At 61.0% G+C, this 19,049-nt stretch carries 15 protein-coding genes; 3 read left to right on the forward strand and 12 right to left on the reverse strand.

Going from position 1 to position 19,049, the window contains the following annotated elements:
* Positions 1-84: 84 nt before the first annotated feature.
* Both HUK73_RS20730 and HUK73_RS20735 read right to left on the reverse strand, forming a co-directional pair.
* Positions 85-1,290 carry an adenylosuccinate synthetase gene (locus HUK73_RS20730; protein ID WP_176593739.1) on the reverse strand — a complete coding sequence of 402 codons (1,206 nt, stop codon included), beginning with the start codon at positions 1,288-1,290 and terminating at the stop codon, positions 85-87.
* A 1-nt stretch (position 1,291) separates the two neighbouring features.
* Positions 1,292-2,176, reverse strand: coding sequence for a hypothetical protein (locus HUK73_RS20735; RefSeq protein WP_176593740.1), 885 nt, complete (start codon positions 2,174-2,176; stop codon positions 1,292-1,294).
* On the opposite strand from HUK73_RS20735, the gene HUK73_RS20740 reads away from it, so the two are divergent.
* A complete protein-coding gene (locus tag HUK73_RS20740) occupies positions 2,168-2,932 on the forward strand; it encodes an NUDIX hydrolase (RefSeq protein ID WP_218036671.1) in 765 nt (254 codons plus the stop codon). The two genes, HUK73_RS20735 and HUK73_RS20740, sit on opposite strands and share 9 nt — an antisense overlap.
* 136 nt (positions 2,933-3,068) lie before the next feature.
* Here HUK73_RS20740 and HUK73_RS20745 read toward each other — a convergent pair whose 3' ends face one another.
* From HUK73_RS20745 to HUK73_RS20755, 3 genes are all read right to left on the reverse strand, one after another.
* Positions 3,069-5,279, reverse strand: a complete 2,211-nt coding sequence (locus HUK73_RS20745; RefSeq protein ID WP_176593741.1) for a TonB-dependent receptor — start codon at positions 5,277-5,279, stop codon at positions 3,069-3,071.
* An 83-nt stretch (positions 5,280-5,362) separates the two neighbouring features.
* A complete protein-coding gene (locus HUK73_RS20750) occupies positions 5,363-6,670 on the reverse strand; it encodes an MFS transporter (protein WP_176593742.1) in 1,308 nt (435 codons plus the stop codon).
* Positions 6,671-6,672: 2 nt separating this feature from the next.
* Entirely contained in the window at positions 6,673-7,938 is a 1,266-nt protein-coding gene (locus tag HUK73_RS20755) for a serine/threonine protein phosphatase (protein ID WP_176593743.1), read from the reverse strand.
* Between the two features lie 375 nt (positions 7,939-8,313).
* On the opposite strand from HUK73_RS20755, the gene HUK73_RS20760 reads away from it, so the two are divergent.
* A complete protein-coding gene (locus HUK73_RS20760) occupies positions 8,314-9,528 on the forward strand; it encodes a TetR/AcrR family transcriptional regulator (protein ID WP_176593744.1) in 1,215 nt (404 codons plus the stop codon).
* 14 nt (positions 9,529-9,542) lie between these two features.
* On the opposite strand, the gene HUK73_RS20765 is transcribed toward HUK73_RS20760, so the two are convergent.
* From HUK73_RS20765 to HUK73_RS20775, 3 genes are all read right to left on the reverse strand, one after another.
* On the reverse strand, positions 9,543-9,791 hold the full coding sequence (locus tag HUK73_RS20765) for a hypothetical protein (protein ID WP_176593309.1): 249 nt from the start codon (positions 9,789-9,791) through the stop codon (positions 9,543-9,545).
* Positions 9,755-11,383, reverse strand: a complete 1,629-nt coding sequence (locus tag HUK73_RS20770) for a transposase (RefSeq protein WP_218036409.1) — start codon at positions 11,381-11,383, stop codon at positions 9,755-9,757. The genes HUK73_RS20765 and HUK73_RS20770 overlap by 37 nt, the downstream gene beginning before the upstream one ends.
* Positions 11,384-11,445: 62 nt before the next feature.
* Complete coding sequence (locus HUK73_RS20775) at positions 11,446-11,745, reverse strand: CYTH domain-containing protein (protein ID WP_176593745.1); 300 nt, start codon at positions 11,743-11,745, stop codon at positions 11,446-11,448.
* Between the two features lie 255 nt (positions 11,746-12,000).
* Between HUK73_RS20775 and HUK73_RS20780 the strand changes: the two genes are divergently transcribed.
* Entirely contained in the window at positions 12,001-12,906 is a 906-nt protein-coding gene (locus tag HUK73_RS20780) for a transporter (RefSeq protein WP_369805584.1), read from the forward strand.
* 96 nt (positions 12,907-13,002) lie between these two features.
* Here HUK73_RS20780 and HUK73_RS20785 read toward each other — a convergent pair whose 3' ends face one another.
* From HUK73_RS20785 to HUK73_RS20800, 4 genes are all read right to left on the reverse strand, one after another.
* Positions 13,003-13,434: a cytochrome c family protein gene (locus tag HUK73_RS20785; RefSeq protein ID WP_176593746.1), complete on the reverse strand. Its 432-nt coding sequence runs from the start codon at positions 13,432-13,434 to the stop codon at positions 13,003-13,005.
* Positions 13,435-13,740: 306 nt separating this feature from the next.
* Positions 13,741-16,314, reverse strand: a complete 2,574-nt coding sequence (locus tag HUK73_RS20790) for a TonB-dependent receptor (protein WP_176593747.1) — start codon at positions 16,312-16,314, stop codon at positions 13,741-13,743.
* Between the two features lie 252 nt (positions 16,315-16,566).
* Positions 16,567-17,685 carry a VOC family protein gene (locus HUK73_RS20795; protein WP_369805585.1) on the reverse strand — a complete coding sequence of 373 codons (1,119 nt, stop codon included), beginning with the start codon at positions 17,683-17,685 and terminating at the stop codon, positions 16,567-16,569.
* A 162-nt stretch (positions 17,686-17,847) separates the two neighbouring features.
* Complete coding sequence (locus HUK73_RS20800) at positions 17,848-18,978, reverse strand: LuxR family transcriptional regulator (protein ID WP_176593749.1); 1,131 nt, start codon at positions 18,976-18,978, stop codon at positions 17,848-17,850.
* Positions 18,979-19,049: the final 71 nt, after the last annotated feature.

The following is a 19,049-nucleotide window of genomic DNA, read 5'->3' on the forward strand; positions in this document are numbered from 1 at the left end:
CTGGCGGCCCCAGTTCCAATGGCATGCCGGTCGCGTCATTGGTAACATGCCCTTAATGCAGCGCTGTGGCGAGCCATATCCTGACTATGATGGGATTATTGGCTGGTCAGCCTGACACACTTCGTTAACGGCAGAGGAAAATGTTGCGGCGCAGGCCAGCCCTGTCTTCTCCTCAAAACTCTCTCTCAGGTCTTGAACGGAGCCGATCCGCACATCACCACCGTCAAGCCACGCAGACCGTCCCCTTCCCTGATCAAGGCAGGTCACGGCAATCGATGGCCGCACCATCACGCCTCCTCTGGCCAACACGACATCCGCCGCGATCCGCGCGCACAATCGAACCGGATCAATCAGGCCGAAACGCAAGGACTCCTGCCATGGATTGGGGCGGTTGGTGGCATCCTCTACCGCAAACCAGCGATTAATCGCACGCTCATCCTCCATGCTCCCACGACCGTGACGCGTCAGATAGCATCGCGTCACATAGATGGGATCAATCACCTCAATCCCTGCCTCTTCGGCAATCGCCAGCATATTGGCCAGACCGGTGTTCGAACGGGTGAGAAAAGGAAAACCCTGCGCATTCTGATCCAGCAGCAGCCCCTGAGCCGCTTCGAATATGATCGTTCCACCGCCGGCGATTCCGGCATCGTGCCGGATTTCCACGGAGTGCGCAAAGGCGCGACATTGGTCAAGGAAGCGGTCCATCAACTGGCCAGAGGCAGCGAATGCAAGCGATGGCGCCGCAGGGTCAAGGCCCAGCGCGGCAAGCCGCTGTGGCAACCATTGCTCGCGGATCGCCCGCAGCTTCGCCGCCAAATCGCCAGCGTGTAGATCGGCAACCGTCAGGGTGAAGCCCGTCGCCTCGCAACGCCCGACCGTTTCTCCAAAGCCAAGTCCGCAGCTGCCATGCCTCCCGCCACCCCGCGCTACTTCCACGGCCTGGTTCACCATCATGTCCCAGGGTGTGGTGACATAGCCGCGGGGGTCGGCCGTGACAGCCGATAGGACACCGAGTCCCGTCAGCGCCGCCTTCTCCTCAGCAAAGAGGATCGGGTGCGACACCATGAAGCGCGACAAATGGGTTTGCGCGCCGTGCAATGTCCCCGATCCGATATGGTGAAAAACATGGCGCTTCTGAGTCTCGGTGACCACCGTATGCCCCGCCTGGGCTCCCCCATTGCTGCGGACCACGACAGCGTCGGGACCATGGCGGGCGGCCAGCCAGTCGACCGTCCGCCCCTTGCCCTCGTCGCCATAATTGGCTCCAATCACAGCCAGAGCACGCATATCAGCGTCTCCCCGCGCTGGCCCATGGCAGCCGCCGCAGCGGCTCCGGCAGCAATGCGGACAAACCGGCTCGTGGTTGCGCGTCCCGGCCGCTCGCCAATTCGATCGTAGCAACGATCGTTTCGGCAAGACGGGCCGGGTCGGGCAAGTAAATGACCCGCTCCGGCAGGATCGCTTCCCACGACTGCCTGACCTGACGCATATTGCGGGCGGCGTAGCTGCCATCCACGATGATGTGGAACACTTCATAGGCTTCGCTGGCGAGCCGGACCGCCTCCCGGCCCGACACACCTCGCCGCGCATCGATGCCCAGTACACGCGCCAGTTGTTCGCGTTCCACGCCGTCGAGCACCGGTTCATCGCCGACGGTGAAGAGAAAGCCCTTGCGCCCGCGCTTCTCCCTAGCGTCATGCACCGTCTTCAACCCTGCAAAAACATGCGCAAGGCAATAGCTTTCGCCCTGGTTGCCACCGCCTCCGCCTTCAAGCCAGAATTGCCGCAACTGTTCAATGATGCGCAGATCCGCCTCGAATTGTGTCACCTGCAACGGCGCACGGTCGCAATAGGCATCCCCGATCGCCATGGCCATCACCTGCGGATCCGTCACCGGTTTGCGATCCATGAGGGCAGTGAAGGTCTCATTGAGCCCGCGTACGACCAGTTCCTCGGCCAGCATGCCCATGGAGCCCGTCACATCGACGCCGATGATTATCGGGGTGGCTGCAGGGTTTTCTGTACTGTCGCGCGCTTCACGGATGGCAATGCGCGTCGGATCATAAGCGGGGTCCATGCCGCGCGCACCGAACAATTCGGCCCGGTTGCGGCCATGGACAGAGCGGGCCGCATAGGCTTCCCAATCTCGATTGCTCCAGTTTCCATGTCCCATCGAACGTCTCCCTCATTTGGCAATCCTTGCCGAATCGCCAATAACATTCATTTTGCATTTTATTTAATAAGATGCAATGTGCAGTTTATGAGTAAGCCGTTCGAAAAGCCGATATTGAGCGTTGATATCGTACCCCTGACCCTTAGCGAGGGGCGCCTGTGCGTGCTCCGCGCAATCCGCGCCGCAGAACCCTTCGCCGGACGTGCGGCCTTGATCGGCGGCTATGTTCATGTCGATGAAGACGCGCATCTTGGCGAAACGGCTCGACGGGTACTGGCCACGAAAGCCGGTCTGACGAACCTCTATGTCGAACAGCTCTCCACCTTCTCCGGAGCCAGCAGGGATCCGCGTGGATGGTCAGCCAGCGTGGCCTATTTCTCGCTTTCACCGGTCGCGATCCTCTTGCCCGCCCTGGAGATTGATAGCCTCGAGCTGCAACCGGTGGACGAAGCAGGCGGCATGCCCTTCGACCATGATCTCATATTGGCGTCAGCGGTTGAACGTCTCCGCGGCAAAGGCGCCTATTCCGATCTGCCGGCACGTTTCCTCGGACCGGAGTTCACGCTTGCCGAACTGCATCGGGTTTATGAAATCGTGCTGGACGAAAAGCTTAATATCGACGCTTTCCGACGGAAGGTCATGGAGCGTGATTTCCTGGCAGATACGGGCCAGAGACGCCGCGAACCGGGAGCGAACCGCCCATCGCTCCTGTATCAGCTCAAGCAGGGATATACGCTCTTCGATCGACGAATTTGATTGCGATGATCGCAGCAGGCGCATCGTATGTCTTCCGATCGGCTTAGGCTGACCGATTCTGGAATGATGCGTTTTGAACCCGTGGAGACGGTGGGCTGCCAAAGCGTTCAAGAACGCGATGACAGCCCTGCCCTGCTTAAAAACGATAGCCCAGCGAAACACCATAGGTGCGCGGCGAGCCGCTCATCTGCGAATAGGTCGGCGGCGCGACATAGAGCGCGGTGGCGTAGCGGACATTGGTGAAGTTACGCACCCAGCCGGCTACCGTTGCACCATTGCCCAGCGCCAGTTCCATCTGCGCATTGCCAAGGAAATAGCCTCTGATCGGTTGATAATTGTCCAGTTCCGTATAATAGTCATCGATGAAGCGGCCGTTGACTGAGGGTGTCAGGGTCATGCCATTACCCAACGGCAGGTCGTAACGGACCGCACCCGTCAGTGTCATCTTCGGCGCAAAGGGCAGATCATTGCCAATACGCCGCGCCCGCTCCACCGCGCTATCCGACCACATTTCCAGTATCTTGCTGTCGAGCAGCGAGACGCCGGCCTGAATTTCCAGTCCCGTGACCGGCCGCACAGTCACATTGGCTTCGAAACCAAAAGTCCGCGCGCTGCCGACATTGGTACGGATATTGCTGGGCAGCCCCTTGATAAGCTTGTTGAGGCTTGCCTGAAGATTGTTGAAGTCATTGTAATAGATGGATGCGTCGATCTGGACCGGTCCGCCTTGCGGCAGGAACTTGATGCCTGCCTCATAGGTCCATACCCGTTCCGACTTGAAGGGGTCGGTTTCGGGCATGGTGAAGGAGGTCGATCCATCAAAGCCGCCCGCCTTGAAGCCCCGGCTGACCGAGACATAGGTGGTAGCGGAAGGCGAAATCTCATAACTGACATTCAGGCGCCCCGACAGACTGTTGTCGGCAAAGTCGCGGTCGAAGGCAAAGGGCATCGGGCCGAAAACGGCTTGAGCGATGCTGATGCCATAGGGATTGAGATCCGCCGTCACGCCATTGAAGGTGCTTTCATCATGGGTGTAGCGCAGGCCGGCGCCGATCTTCCAGTGGTCGCCCAACTTGATGCTGCCATCAGCGAAGCCCGCGACACTACGGCGGCGCTGGGTATAGTCCGCCGACAGAACGCTGAGGATGATGTCACTGAGATCAAGGGTGCTGCGCAGCCGGACCTTGTCCTTGTAGGCGTTGGCGCCCACGACCCAATCGAAGCGGCCGGGCGTCGCATTTTGCAGGCGGATTTCCGCGGTGCCCTGCTCCACATTATCACGATAGATGGTGTCGCCGATGCGCGTCGGCACGACGTCACCCGCCGCTGCATAGCGCTGTTTCAGCTTTTCCCAGCCGAAAATGGCCACCAGTTGCATGTCGTCGCCCACCTTCTGGTTGAAGGTCAGCGAAGTGCCGTAACTGGTCTTTTCGAGCGACGGTTCGATCGCGGAGTCGGTCGTGAAGGGCGCAAGCGGGGCGAAACCGCGGACGGTCGCGGTGCGCTCGAAGAACTGCACGGCTCCGGATTCCTTGAATCCATGGGTATTGAAGGTAACGGATGTGCGGTCCGTAGGTTCCAGCAACAGGATGGCACGCCCGCCATAATATTCGGAGCGATTGGCCTTGTTGTTGACGCCGGGGTCAGCGAGCGCGGGCACGGCGGGATTGGTTGATCCGGTGACACCATGCGTTCCGATATTGGTCATGAAGCCGTCGGTGCTGTCATAAACACCCGCGATACGCAGCTTGACGCCCTCTGCCAGACGGCCACCCACGCCAGCTTCCGCCCGCCAACTGTTGAACCGGCCATATTCGGCATGGGCTTCGCCTTGCCATTCATCCGTTGGTTGGCGGGAGATGATGTTGACCGCGCCCGCCGTGGTGTTCTGGCCGTATAGCGTACCCTGCGGGCCTTTGAGGATTTCGACCCGTTCGATATCGAACATCTGGCCGCCGACCAGCGCCGCCGATCCCTGATAGGCGCCGTCGATGCTGACGGCCGCAGACGGGTTGCCGTTGGGGCGGAAATCGTCATAGCCGATGCCGCGGATGGTGAAGGTCTGGATGGTGCGCCCGCCCGAAATCTGCGGCGACACGACCACGCCGGGGGTCAGGCGCGAGGCGTCGATCAGATCCTTGACGCCCGCCTCACGCAGCGCGGCGGGGCTGAGGACATTGACGGTTGAGGGAACGTCGATCAGTCGCTGTTCGCGCTTCTGTGCGGTGACGATGATTTCGCCGCCCGCGGCGTCCTCTTCGGCATGGACGGGCGAAGCCGTGAGCGCAAGCAAGGCCGCGCCGGTGAGGAGAGTGCGCCGTATGGGAAGGAAAGAAAGGCTGTTCATGGCAATGATCCTGAAAGGGTGAGCGATATGGCACGACGGCACAGCGATGCACCGACGACCGGAAGGCTGGGGAGGGGAGCGGGTCAGGCGCCGTTGGCGGCGGCGCTGTCCCGCATGACGCTGCGCGCTCCACTGGCGATCAGCAGGCCGCCGGCAAGATAGGCGCAGGAAACAAGAGCAAGGGCATATTGGAGCGATTGCGGACCGAATCGCTCCGCCAGCGCATCGCTGATCCAGCCGGCCAAGGCTGGCCCCAACCCCATGCCGAAGAGATTGACGATCAGCAGATAGAGGGCGGTGGCCGTGGCCCGGTTGCCTGATCCGGCCAGCCGCTGGACAAGGGCATAGGCGGGCGTCGTGGCAACGGTGCCGACCAGATTCATGGGCGCGGCGATGATCAGGGCGACGGTCAGATCATGGGTGAACAGAAAGGCCAGGGTCATCGGCGCGGTCAGACAGAAAGCGAGCGCCGGCAAGCGAATGCCCCAGCGCGGGTTCATGCGGGACAGCGCGTCCCCCAGCACCCCGCCCAGCAGCAGCGCGGCGATGGTGGCAAGCCCCATGATCAGGCCATAGCTGCCCCCGACCTGCCCCGCCGTCATCCCATGGCTGCGCATGAGGAAAGCCGGTATCCAGTTCAGCATGGCCGAAGACGCCACCGTCGCCACCGCCATGCCCAGACACAGCAGCGCGTAGCTCCGGCGGGAGAGCAGCGTACCGACCGCGCGCCACAGGCTCGCCGGGGTCGCCTCCGCCTGGCGGGCGGAGACGGCTGGTTCCCGGACGGTGGTGAACAGCAGCAGGGCCAGCAAAGGCGCCGGTGCAGCACCGACAAGAAAGGCCGCCCGCCAGCCCCAATGATCCGCCACCCAACCGCCTGCCGCATTGGCGATCATGAAGCCGATGCCGCCGATCACTACGGTCGCGGAAAGCGCCGTTGCCCGCCAGCGTGCCGGGAAAGTATCGGACACCAGCGCATGGGTGGTAGGGATGCCACCCGCCTCCCCCATGCCGACGCCGAGCCGGGCGACCAGCAGGATCGCAAAGCTCGACGCGAAACCGCACAACGCCGTCATCGCCGACCAGATGAGCAGCGAGACACCCAGGACAAGCACTCGCCGTCCCCCGTCCGAATAGCGGGCCACCGGCACCGCCATGATCGAATAGACGAAGGCGAAGGCAAAGCCGGTCAGCAGACCGACCTCGCCATCGCTGACGCCCAGATCATGCTTGATGCTCTCTACCAGGATCGCGATCAGATAGCGGTCATAATAGCCCAGCAGAGAGATCAGGCACAGCAGCGCAAGGACGTAGAAGGCCTGCCTGCGCGGCCGGACCGAAGATGATGCCGCGATGGCACCATTGGGCAGGGAGTCGGCGAGCGAGGCCATGATTATTCGCCGGCCAATGCCAGCTCACGCTCGGCCGAACCCTGCGACGAGGGCATGCCGAAACGGGCGCGAAAGTCATCGAGATCGAAGCTGCATTCGTCGAGGCCGACAAATTCCGCATCGCTCATCTCCGGATGCTCATTGCCATACCACTCGGTATAGAGCGGCAGGTCCGAGGCGAAGGCCTTGTAATGCGTCGAATAGGCACGCAGGCGCAGCGTCGGCTTCTCGCCCGCCAGATCGAAGGTCATCAGGCGCAGCCAGCCGTCACCGATGCCGTCCAGGATCGCCACGTCCGATCCGGTCGTCTTGAAGCTCTGCTTGCGACACTGATAATTGACCAGGAACTGATAGACTTTATGGCCGAAATTGTTGGTGTCGACACGGTTCATCACGCCGTGGAAATGGCCGTTCAGCGTGCAGAGGATCTGGTCATTGGGCGCGACCAGCCTGTCCCAGAGCATTTGCGGGCTGTTGCGTTCCGGGTCGATCCGGGTCAGGTCGAAACAGTCGATCGACTGACGCTCGCCCTTCTCGTTGATGAATTCGTGGATCGAGATAATGGTGGGCAGGCCCTTATGCGTGTCGATCACGGACTGCGCCCAGTCGATAATGTCGTCCTGCGGGCACATTTCGATGCCGATATGCAGGAACTTGTAGCCGCCACCTTCGAAGACCTGGGCGGCGTTGCAGCCATCCTTGTAGGAGGCGACATACCAGGGCTTGCCGCGGAACAGATCGGACTCGCTGCCGAAGTGCGCAGTCCAATTGTCGAGGGAACCGACATGCAGCGCGCCCAGACCCCAGGACATGCCGTCGCGAATCCAGCCATTGGGTTCCGGCGGGAAAGCAGGATCGCTCCAGATATTGTCATGGTCGTGATTGCCGGGGACGAGGAAGAAGGGCAGCTCGTCCGCGATGATTTCCCAGGCCTTGCGGATCGCCGGGATTTCGACCTCCAGCACTTCGCGCGGGGAAGCGGGGATCAGCGCCTCGATCGCCGGATTGGGGATGGTGGCAACACCGCGTTCCACATGCGGAGCGTCAGGTTCCCAGCTGCTGGGATGCTGCCAGCTGTCACCAAGACCGGACACGAAAGCGATATCGCCGCCATTTTTGCGCGCATTACGGGCGATATACTGCATGACGTCCCACAGCATTTCGCGGGCGTTGAACGGAAAACCAGCCTCACGCTGGTTGCGGTAGCTGGAATAATTTTGCGTGTCGCAGATCACGGCCACGCTGAACGGTTCGGTCGATATGGTCACTTCATGTCTCCAATAATGGGCCTGACCGCCCTGCCCCGGCACGAGCTGGGGGAGCGGCAATTCCTCTCGCGGAAAGGCGCAAGCATGCAGCCGCGCAGCGACCCCATTCGGCCCTGCACGGTCCACCGCTCCTGCGACCTCTCCGTGAATCGAAACAGATGTACAGCTATGGTTTCTGTTTGACGCTTCTATGACAGGTTAAAATTTTTCGGCGGAAAAATTCCGGCATCAATGCATATTACATTATTATTTCATCCATAGGATTGCTGATTTTCGCAAGGATTTGCTTGCCCGAAGCCAATCCAGAGCCTAATCACTCACCCCAAGGCTGCCAGCTATCAACTGGAAATATTCAAACATTTGTACAGAGGTTCAATGACGCGACCGTCCTCCAACAAGGTTTTGACAGCCGACTCGCCACAGGCCGCCCGGCTGAAGGACACCGCCTATGCCATGGCGCAGGATCAGGGCCTGGCAGCGCTCAGCGCCCGTTCCCTGTCGCGGGAGACAGGGATGAGCCCCTCCGCGATCAATTATTATTATGGCAATCGTGACCTGCTGATTTCGGAGATCAGCGCCTTTGCCATCGAAACCTCGCAGCACTGGCGCGGCCGCCGCGCCAGTTTGCAGGAGACGCAGGCCCCCGAATGGGCCGATTTCGATCATGTCTTCACCGGGCTGTTGCAGGACCGGCTGAGCCAGAGCCGGATGGTTCTTGCGCTGTTGCAGGAGCTGGAACATGAAACGGCCGGCGGGGAAAAGCCGGCGATCCGCGCCGCACTGGCACAAGAAATGGCAACGGAAGCCGATTTCTGGCGCGATCTCGCGATCAGCTATGGCGAAAGCGTCGACGCCGCCGAGATCTGGGTCAGCCTGGCGCTGGGACTGACCGGACTGATGCTGTCGGAGGGCGATGCCGCCCGGCGCTCCCCCTGGCTATCCGCTCCGGCCACACGCCTGCGTCAGCGGCTACGCCATCGCCCCGTCGATCTGATCGCGCTGGGCGGCCCGGATGCGGCGCGGCTCGCCGCGGCCGCGCCGGAAAGCGAGACGACCGAAGCAATTCTGGGCGCGGCGCTCGACGTCATCGCGGAAAAAGGCCCGGAACGGCTGACCCAGCGGGAAGTGGCCACAAGGGCTGGCGTCTCGCTGGCGGCGATCACCTATTTCTTCCGCACCAAGAGCGACCTCATCAGTGCCGCCTTTTCCGAACTCTGTCGCCAACATTGTTTGACGCTACCAGATGGCATGACCGATGCGCCACATAAGTCCGCTGCGCAGATGCTGGCCTTTCGCGATGCCGCCAGCCTGTCAGGGATGAAGGCCATGGACGCGCTTCTACGTGCCGCCGTCAGGATGCCCGAACTGACCGGCACCGCACAGCTCATCCGCCAGACGCGGGGCGTGGCCTCCATTGTACTGCTCCGCAGACTGGGCCTGGCCGTCGATCATCTCGACGCCTATCTCTGGGCTTCGATGCTGGCCGGGCGCTACCGCCTGATCCGCTTCATGCCGCAAGAGGATCAATCGACAGCCATAGCCGGGATGACCGAACTGACCCTGAAGCTGGTGTTCGACGGCGCGCTTTAAACGGCGGACGGTTTTCAGGCAGCGACTCCGGCCACGGGTATCAAGGCAATCGCGGAATTGCGGAAACAGGGGTCGTCCGTGACCTCCTTGCCGACCCAGTCCGGAAGATCGAACTGTTCGCCCGGAGCATTCAGTTCGATTTCAGCCAGAACCAGCCCGTCCGCCCGCCCTGCAAAGACATCCACTTCCCAGACCTTCCCGGTAAGCGGGGCAAACTCCCGGGCGGTCAGGCGGGAGCGGCGCTGACGAGGTCCGGCAGCCATGGAACGGATGGCGCGCCGGGAACGGCGAAGCGATCACCGAGGAATTGGTAGAAGGAGACGCCAAGCTTGGCACAGGTTTTGATCAGGCCGAGCATGATGTCGCGAGCGATCCGTCCTTGTTCGCTAACGGTGCCACCGGAAATTTTGCGCTTGGTGACAAAGCTGCGGATATCGTTTTCCGAACCGTTGGTATGCAACGGGATTTCGGGACGTGTCAGAACGCGCAGGAGATCGTTTTTCTGGCGGTAGAGGCGTGCCAATTGCCGATCGAGCATCACAAAGCCGGTTTTGCGGGCAAAGATCCGGTCAAAACGAACCCTGAGGGCACGGCCCCGTTTGGGATCCGGATGCTTTTGCCAGGCTTTGAGATCGGCGTAGAACCACCAGATCAACGTGCGGATGAGTTCGAGCGCTTCACGATCTTTCTTCGAGCGGGGATGGAGTTTGTGGACCAGCCTTTCTGCATGTACCCAGCACAACGCATGGTTGCTGCCGACGCGGAACTGACCGGCGCCATCGGAGACGATAGCTGTGTCGCCGAGCAGACCTTGTTCGCAAAGGGCGCCCCATAGCGCGCCTTCGGTCGCGACCTTGGTGGGATCGGGCGTGACGCTCAACTTGTCAAAGCCCAGCGCGCAAAGATGCGCCTGCCACGCCTCGGGGCTCTCAAAATGCTTGGCTTCGTGGGCTTCCAGCACGGCAATCGGTTCGGACGCGAGGTTCATCTCGCGCATTTTGGCTAGCGCTTCGTCGTTGACGACAAAATGGCTGATGCCCGCCTGAAGAAGATTGAGAAAATTGCGCCGCGATTTGGAAAAGCTGCTGCGAAACACCGCGAAGCGCCGATCCCCAAGATGGGTGACATACCCATTCTTGCGAGCATGCGGAGCGGAAGTGTCGTCGACATTGATCCATTGCGCCGTGGAAATCCCCGTGGCTAAAATCGCCCGATCTTCGGCAACCAGATCGTCGAGCCCACGGCTGAGCAGTCGTACGACCTGGCGTTTGGAAATGGCCAAACCCATCCCGTTCAACATCGAGCACAGCCGTTCGCTGGTGATCTGACCTTGGAAATGACCCGCCGTGATAAAGCGCCGTAGCTCGGGGCCAAAGCCTCCCAAAATGCCCGCCGGCAACTCTGCTGCGATCCGCTTACCATCAGGACCCCGCCAAATCTCGCGACGATAGCGGATGACGTCAACTTCAAGCCGAAGATCCTGCACCAAGACGTCTTCGTAACCCTTGAAACGTGAGCCATCAGGAACTGCCGCTTTCAGCGTCACATCCCGGCTGACGGTGAGCTTCGATTGCACCGCCCCACGCCTCCGCTTGCTCCGCTTCTTCCCCGGTGTCGGTGACGTCGACTTCTCCATCCCCGATGGCTTCGACTTGAAGCGGGGACGCGGCGGATCGCCCTTCAATCGCGCAATCTCGTCCCGTAATGCCTGGATCTCCAGCTTGTCAGCCGCCCTCTCGATCAGCAGATCCTGGTTCGTCGCTTCCAGACGGTCGCAACGCTCAACCAGCGCAGCAACAACCCGACGAATATCCTCCTCGCCTCTTGTACCGCCAATGTCGTTGCCCGAAGTCATCGGCAGTGTGAATCACGCCAAACCAACCTTGTCCAGTCCCCCTGCCCGGAAATTTGCCCCGCTTACACCTTCCCGGCGTGGGGAACGCGGTAGCGTGTCTTCTCGATCACCGGGCCGACGCACAGCCTGTCGAGCATATCCTCCGCATCGGCCAAGGATATCTCATATTCGAACTCGTCCCGCATGATGCCCGCCCGTCCGCTCTTCAGCGTGAGCCAGGCCCGCTCGCCGGAAAGACGGATACGAACGCTCGCATGCGCTTCATGCGCGACATAGGCTTGACGCAGGAGGCGCCCTCCATCCGCCGTCCGCCGCCATGCGTCGCTTACGACCAGGAATTTGCGTTCGATCTCTACCGGCATACATGTCCTGCCATGGGATCGCCGGGAGAGGGGCGAACTGATCCAGATTAGCTTCCCTGCCGCCCGAAAGCGAGTCTCGCTTTGTCGGTCGATGCCATGATAGTGTCATCCTGCCGCTCTATGCGGTCCTTTCGACGGGAGGCACGCGCCACGACTGTTCAGCAGGACCCGCTCATTCGCGTCTCCGTGCCGATGGCGGATATGGGGCCGGGCCTCATATGGGGCCTGGATTTCACGGCAGGAGGATCGCAGTCGGTGAACCGGTGCGATGCCGATCGCGCCGGGACTTTCCGTTGGCTGCATCTCAATCTGGCCGATCGCGGCACCCGCGCCTGGATTGAGAGGGCGGCCAGCCTGCCTCCTTCCGTGCGGGAAATGCTGCTGTCCCCCGACACCCATCAACTCTCGCTGGTCGACGGTGAGACGGTCGGATGCGTGCTGCACGATTTCGAGCGCGATTTCGATGTGATCGACACGGCCCGCATCGGCGCGCTGCGGATCGCGCTGACGCCCGATCTGATGCTGACCACGCGGATGCACCCCTTGCGATCCGCCGATATCGTCCGCCAAAGGCTGGAGCATAAAACCGCTGTGATCGATCCCGCACGGGCACTGGAATTGCTGGTCGATGCGATCGCGGACAATATCGCTGACATCAGCCGCACGCTGAGTCTGGATGTGCAGCGGGCCGAGGACGCGTTTCTCGAAGGCCATCACCCCCCTTCCGCGCGCGACCTGATCGGCATCCGGCGCCGGCTGGCGCAGCTTCACCGGCTGCTGTCTGGCATGCGCAACGTGTTCCAGCGACTGGAGAAGGATCGGGAACTGCCCGCCCCGCTTCTGCCCAGTGTCGAGCAGGTTGCGCAGCGGCTCCAGTCGCTCGATGCTGACATATTGGGCGTGCAGGGCCAGCTTCGCCTGTTGCGGGAGGAACTGGATATTCAGGAGGCGCAGCGCACCAACCAGAATCTCTACATCCTCTCGATCGTAACCGCGCTGATGCTGCCGGCGACATTGGTGACGGGCATTTTCGGCATGAATACGGGCGGCCTGCCCTTTGCAGAAGGACCTTGGGGGACGTGGCATGCGACGGGTCTGGCGGGCGGTGCGGCCGCCATCACCTATGCGCTGCTACGCTGGATGGGCTTCATGCGACGCTGAACTGGCGGGCCCGTGTTCGCGAGTTACGCGATTGCCTCTGGCGTCCGGCGATCCTGTACTGCCGGCGATCCTGAATTAAATGTCCCAGTCACAGCCTCAGTCCGATTGTTGCTTCAGGAAGGCGATGATGTCCGCCCGGTCAAGGGGATCGGCAACGCCCGCAAATTGCATTTTGGTGCCCGGCACCACCTCCTGCGGGTTGGCGATCCAGGCATCCAGCGTCCGGCTGTCCCAACGGCCGCCCGCATCGATCAATGCAGCCGTATAGCTGTAGCGCGCACTCCCCTGCCCCATGCGCCGTCCGAACACGCCGTGAAGATTGGGGCCGCCGATATCGGGCGCATCCCTGCTGATCTTGTGGCAGCCTTCGCACTGGCTGAACTTGCGTGCGCCGGCATTGGCATCGGCCACTTTCAGGAGAGCATCGAGGGTCGGATTGGGACCTGCGGCGCGGAGGCGCTCGTCATGGCGATCGTTCCCGCAACCTGAAAGGACAAGCATCAAGGCTACCACTATCCGACCCCGCATGTCATTGCTCCTTTCATGCGCGTCATAGCATGATTGGAACCAGCGCCAGCAGCAGACAGATTGTCCCAGCTCCAATCCCAAAAGCAGCTGCTCGGGCAGACCGCTCCAGATCAGTTCGAAAGGCTTGGCCGTTGGTCGATCCGAATGCCCGCGCCGTGCGTGATAAGCGACAACCGGGCGGTCGCATCCATTCCCTAAACTCCGCCCATCGGCCCGATCCGACGTCAAGCGTCGCGATCAAGCCCTGTTCACACTCGCGGAAGGATTGGAGGGCGCTGGCTGACAGGCCAGCCCCCTCCAACCAGATCAGCCACCGAAGCGGTAGCGCAGCCTTAACCCGTACATGCGCGGTTCGCCATACAGCTCCGACCAGACCCCCAGCGTCTGGAAAACACCCGAATTGCTGACGCGATAGAGCTTGTTGGTCAGGTTGGTGACAAACAGGCTGGCATCCACCCCGGTCTGGCCAATGTTCCGCCAGTCGATCGATCCGTTAAGCAGGCCATAGCCTTCCAGCAACACGCCCGGCTCGACCGGCACTCCTCCTATGGACGGCGGGCTGAGTGGGGACGTGTTCTGGCTCGACACATGCGAGTAGTTGACGAACACCGACAGCGCGCCGAGCCGCTCCGGAATCGGGATGTCCACGGTGGCATGGGCATTGATGATCCATGGCGTGACGAACTGGAACTTGTTGCAGCTATAGTCGGCGACGCTGCCCTCTGGGACCGGAATGACATTGCCGCCGACGATCGTGCTGTTGCAGGCGATCTGTCCGGCGGGCGAGAGCACCACCTGCTCGAACTTCTTGTACTTCGCATCGGTGTAGCTGATGTTCCCGCCAATCTCGATCCCCTGGATCGGACGGATCGAGCCTTCCGCCTCAAAGCCCTGGATCCGTGCGGTAGCGCCGAGCACCTGCGCCCCCTGCGCGCCGGTCGCCGGGTTGAAGTCGCCCGCCGGCCGCTGCACATTCTTATAGTCGGAATAATAATAGTTGGCGTTGAGCCGGACCGGCATGCTGCCCACATGCCAGTCGGACTTGAAGCCGACCTCATAGCTGGTCAGCTTCTCCGGCTGGAAGGATTCCGTCTCGACATGCACGGCGAAGGTGTTGATGCCGCCCGCCTTGTAGCCCCGGCTGACCTTGCCATAGAGCATCAGGTTCTGAACCGGCTTGTAATCCAGCCCGAACGTCCAGGTTGGCGCCTTGCTCTTCAAGACCGTGTCGAACCGGCAATCGGCGAGCGCCGTCGCATCCGGCTTGATCGCCCCGGTCGAGCTGCAGATGACGGTCCCCGGCGCTGTCGGATCGCTGTTCGGCCGCCAGCTGGAGGAGAAGCCGCTGACCGTGTCCCAGGTATAGCGATAGCCCGCGGTCAGCCGCAGATTTTCAAGTGCGGGCGACACCGCGCCGAAGTCGAACGTGCCCTGCGCATAGAGCGCCTTCGACTTGTTCGTGACGCCGCTATACGCGCTGCCAAGGCCGCACAGACCCGTGAACAGTGCCGGACAGAAATTAAGATTATGCCGCCCCCACAGACCATCCGGCTTGGCGTTATAATAGAAACCGCCAGCCGTGAACGTCAGATGCTTGTCCAGCATGTTCCCCTGTATCTGAAGTTCCTCTGTGAACTGCTTGATATTGTCTTCGGGCAGGTTGAAGCTGGGGTCAGCATTGACATAGGCATTACCCGGCGTGAGCGGGAGGCCGAATTCCGAAAGCCCTGTAATCGGGGCACTGGGAAAGCGGTTGTTCAAAATGAACGTGTCATATTGCTGGATCGGCGTGCCGTCCTGGTCGACTGTGAATTGGTCCTTCAGCTTCTGGAAACTGACGATGTTACGGAGCGTCAGTTCGTCTGACAGTTCATAGGAGGTCGTGTTGGTAATACCCCAATTCTTGATCTTGGCGAACTCGTCGACCGCATTGCGGGTCTTGCGCGGGCCGTTCTGGTCGGCGATCTGCGTCTGGCGGCGATAGACGTCGCATGACACGCCCAGGCCCGGAACCGGCACGGTGTCGGAGCAGAAGCCGACCGCCTTCAACAGATCATAATTCCATCCCCGATGGATATGCCCTGCGCCATTATTGTCCGAATTCGTGCCATAGGCCATCAGATAGTTTTCGAACCGCTCGGTCGGCCGGAACATGACCCCGATCCGGCCGGTATAATAATGGACATCGTCGCGCGATTTGTTCCAGACGAGGTCCTGCGTATAACCGTCGCGATCGCGATAGGCGCCGGCGGCCCGGATCATCAGCACGTCGCTGATGATCGGAATGTTGATCGCGCCCTCGATCCCGCGCAGGTTATAATTCCCCGCGGTGCCCTCTATATAGCCCTCGAACTTGTTCGTAGGCTTTTTGGGAACGAGCAGAACCGCGCCGCCTGTCGTGTTACGGCCGAACAGCGTGCCCTGCGGTCCTTCAAGCACCTGGGCGTTCTCAAGGTCGAGAAACATGCCAGGCGAACCCTGCAAGTTGAAATTGACCGACGCAGGCAATGGAACTTCGGCCAGGTAGACTGCGACGGCGGGCGAGGCCAGGAAGCCGGTCGACTGGCCGCGGATCGAATAGGACTGTACATCGCGCACCGCCTGCCCCTGATTGCCGACGACCAGCGACGGTACGCTGCCGTACAGATCCTGCGCCTGCTTCACATTTCGCTGCTCGAGTTGCTGACCGGAAAATGCACTGATCGCGATGGGAACGTCCTGCGCGCGTTCTTCGCGGCGCTGGGCGGTGACGATGATATCGCTGGTCGGCGTCGCCAGTTGAGGCGGGGCTGGCTGGACGGTACTCTGTGCAAATACCCCTGTAGGCAAAAGCACCAGAGCCGCTGGCGAGGCGGCCAGAATTGCGCGCAAGCTTCGCATAAAATCCTCCCTCTCGATTCGCCCCGTTTATGTCGGTGGCAGGCGTACAGTTTCACGCTACGGCCGTGTGGCCAATACCTTAAAACAGACTAGGGTTCGAATTTTCCAGGCCACTGCTGACCACAACGACTGGCGGACAGCCAAGCTGTGGGAGCGGTCGCTCCCCTCCCACAGAGCGCCCGCCTTCCGCACCGCCAGCCATGGCTGGGATCCAAGAACCAGCGACCGGAACTTTGCAGTCTCAGTTTCCAGTCATGAACCGACAGATGACGGTAACCGCATCAGTTCGATGCGGACACCATTCGGGTCGGCGCCGTGCATCAGTTCGATGGCGGGGGTCTTCACATGGGCCTCTTCGACGAAGTAACCGCCCCGATCGGTCAGCATTGCTGCCGTGGCGGTCGGATCGTCATCCCAAAAGGCCAGATGCGTCAGACCGAACCGGTTGAGCGGCTGGCGTTCGCGCGATCCAAAGCTGGCCGGCTCAAATACCTTCAACAGCTCGATTGTGTTGCCCTCCGGGTCCCGCACCATCTGGGCACGCAATTTGATCCCTGGCACTTCGTTGATCACGCCAAGCCAGTCGTAGCCCTCATCAAGGACATAGTTTTCCGCAGGCACGAACCCGAGCGCCTCATAGTAAGAGACGGCGACTTCGATATCATCCACACAGATACCGCTATGAGAAAATCGTTCCGCTTCGCCCGGCGCATTCATCAGTTCAACCCGCACGCCATCCGGATCGGTACAGTAAAGCAAGGTGGTGGTGTTACCGGCGAAATAAGCCCTGGTTTCTTCATATACCGTGCCGCCCGCCTCGGTGATGCGCGTCGCCCAGCTGTCGATGTCGTCCACATAGAAGGATATGTGCACCAGGCCATATTGCAGGGTGGACCGCTTTTCGCGGGCGCCGGTGGCTGGCGGATTCAGAAACTGCAGCAGTTCGATGACCGGCCCGTCCGGGCGCTTGAGCATCACCGCCCGCAACCGGACATCCGGAATCTCCATGGTCCTGGACATGTCGGGGCCTTCGATGATGCCGTGATCCTGATAAGGCTCGAAGCCCAGCGCCTCCCGGTAGAACCGCTCCGATACCGCAATATCGCTCACGCAAATCCCGCGATGTGACAGTCTGACCATGATCCTCGCTCCTTGATGTTGGGATCGCCATCCGGCGTCGGCTGGATGCGTCCTTTGAACCTTATGTGATTGTTGCCCCATTCGTCCGCGTGCGCCGCGGTTCACCCCATGCCGGATGCAGCGGCGGCAATAATCCCAACATTGCCTTCGAGTGAACCCATTCATCCGCTCCTGTGGATCTGTCCGGTGCCGCCTGATCATCCATTTGCGTGGAGAAGCGGTCTTGCACATCGGCTGATGCCTGACCTCGTCAAAATGGAGTAGATGCGCGCCGACACCCCTTCAATCCCGTCCTCGAGCGACGCGGACCAAAGGAGAGCAATTCTTATAATCAAACGATTATGAACTGTTACCGTCGAACGCTCCCGGTCTCCGCCGTTAAAGGGCAGGGGCTCAGCTGGCCGATAGCGTTTCGGGGAAACTGGTGTGAATGAGGTGCACCAACTGCAGTTGCCGGTTGACGCCCAGCTTCGAAAATATCGAGCGCAGATGCGCGCGTACCGTATTGTCGGCGATCCCCAATTGTTGCGCCGCTTCACCCACCGACGCCCCGTTCGCCAGTGCCGCCGAAATCGCGCCTTCGGTCGGCGTTAGCCCAAACAGCCGACAGACCGTCGTCCCGTCAATCTGCCGGTTGCGCGCCGGGTCGGTAATCAGCAGCGCCACCGCAGGCACAGCCCCTGCATGCATGAATTCAGGTATCGGAACCGGCTGCACGATGACCATGATATCACCACGTCCCGAAGGCCGCTCGACCGGGAACAAGTTGCGCGCGCCAGCGGGTGCCTCTCGCGCCTCGGCCAACAGAACATTGAAATCCCGGTCGGCTTCGGCGTTGGAAAGCAGGATTTTGCCGTCCGCGAGCTTCATCCCATCCGCCTCGGCCAGAATCGACGCCGCGACTTCGTTGACCTTGAGGACGGAAAAAGCGGCATCAAGCAGAACCGTGCCGACAGAGAACTGCTCCACGGTGTCGATCATCACCGCCCGCTCGGACCGGGAGAGTTCCAGCCGTTGATAGATTTCGAGCGCCTGGCGCAGATGCGGCAGTATCTTTTCGACCCAGCGCCTCTCATCGGGGGTGAAAGCATCCCCCCCGGGCGCCCGCGATAGCCGTAGGCGCGCCTCGAACCCGCTTGCCAGCCGCAGGTCGACCCCAAGGATATGCGAAGCATCGATCGACCCCAGCCACTCCTTGTAGTCCGGCGGTACATTTTCGAGCGCGGCCGGCCCGATATATTCATAATGCGCAACGACCTGCCCCTCGGGCAAGCGCACGAACGGATCGATCAGCAGATAGCGGTCAATATATTCCTGAATTTCCTGCGGCGTCGATGTGGGCGTAATCATCGTGCCACGCCCGCCCGCATCAGGCGGGACGAGGATGAGGGTGCCATGCTTGGCATCGATCTGGGCACTGAGTTCCAGAAGAAAGCGGCGCCAGGGGTTATCACTCACCAGCGACGTGTTCAGGCTCAGAACAAGTGTCGAGAAACTCTCCACCGGATCAACAGGAATACCCAACTCAATTTCTCCGGCGGAACCGCTTCTCAACAACGTTTCCTCCGATCGTAGCGCCATTCCTTCGTCCAACT

The sequence above is a fragment of the Sphingobium sp. EM0848 genome (genome assembly GCF_013375555.1).
Lineage (GTDB): Bacteria > Pseudomonadota > Alphaproteobacteria > Sphingomonadales > Sphingomonadaceae > Sphingobium.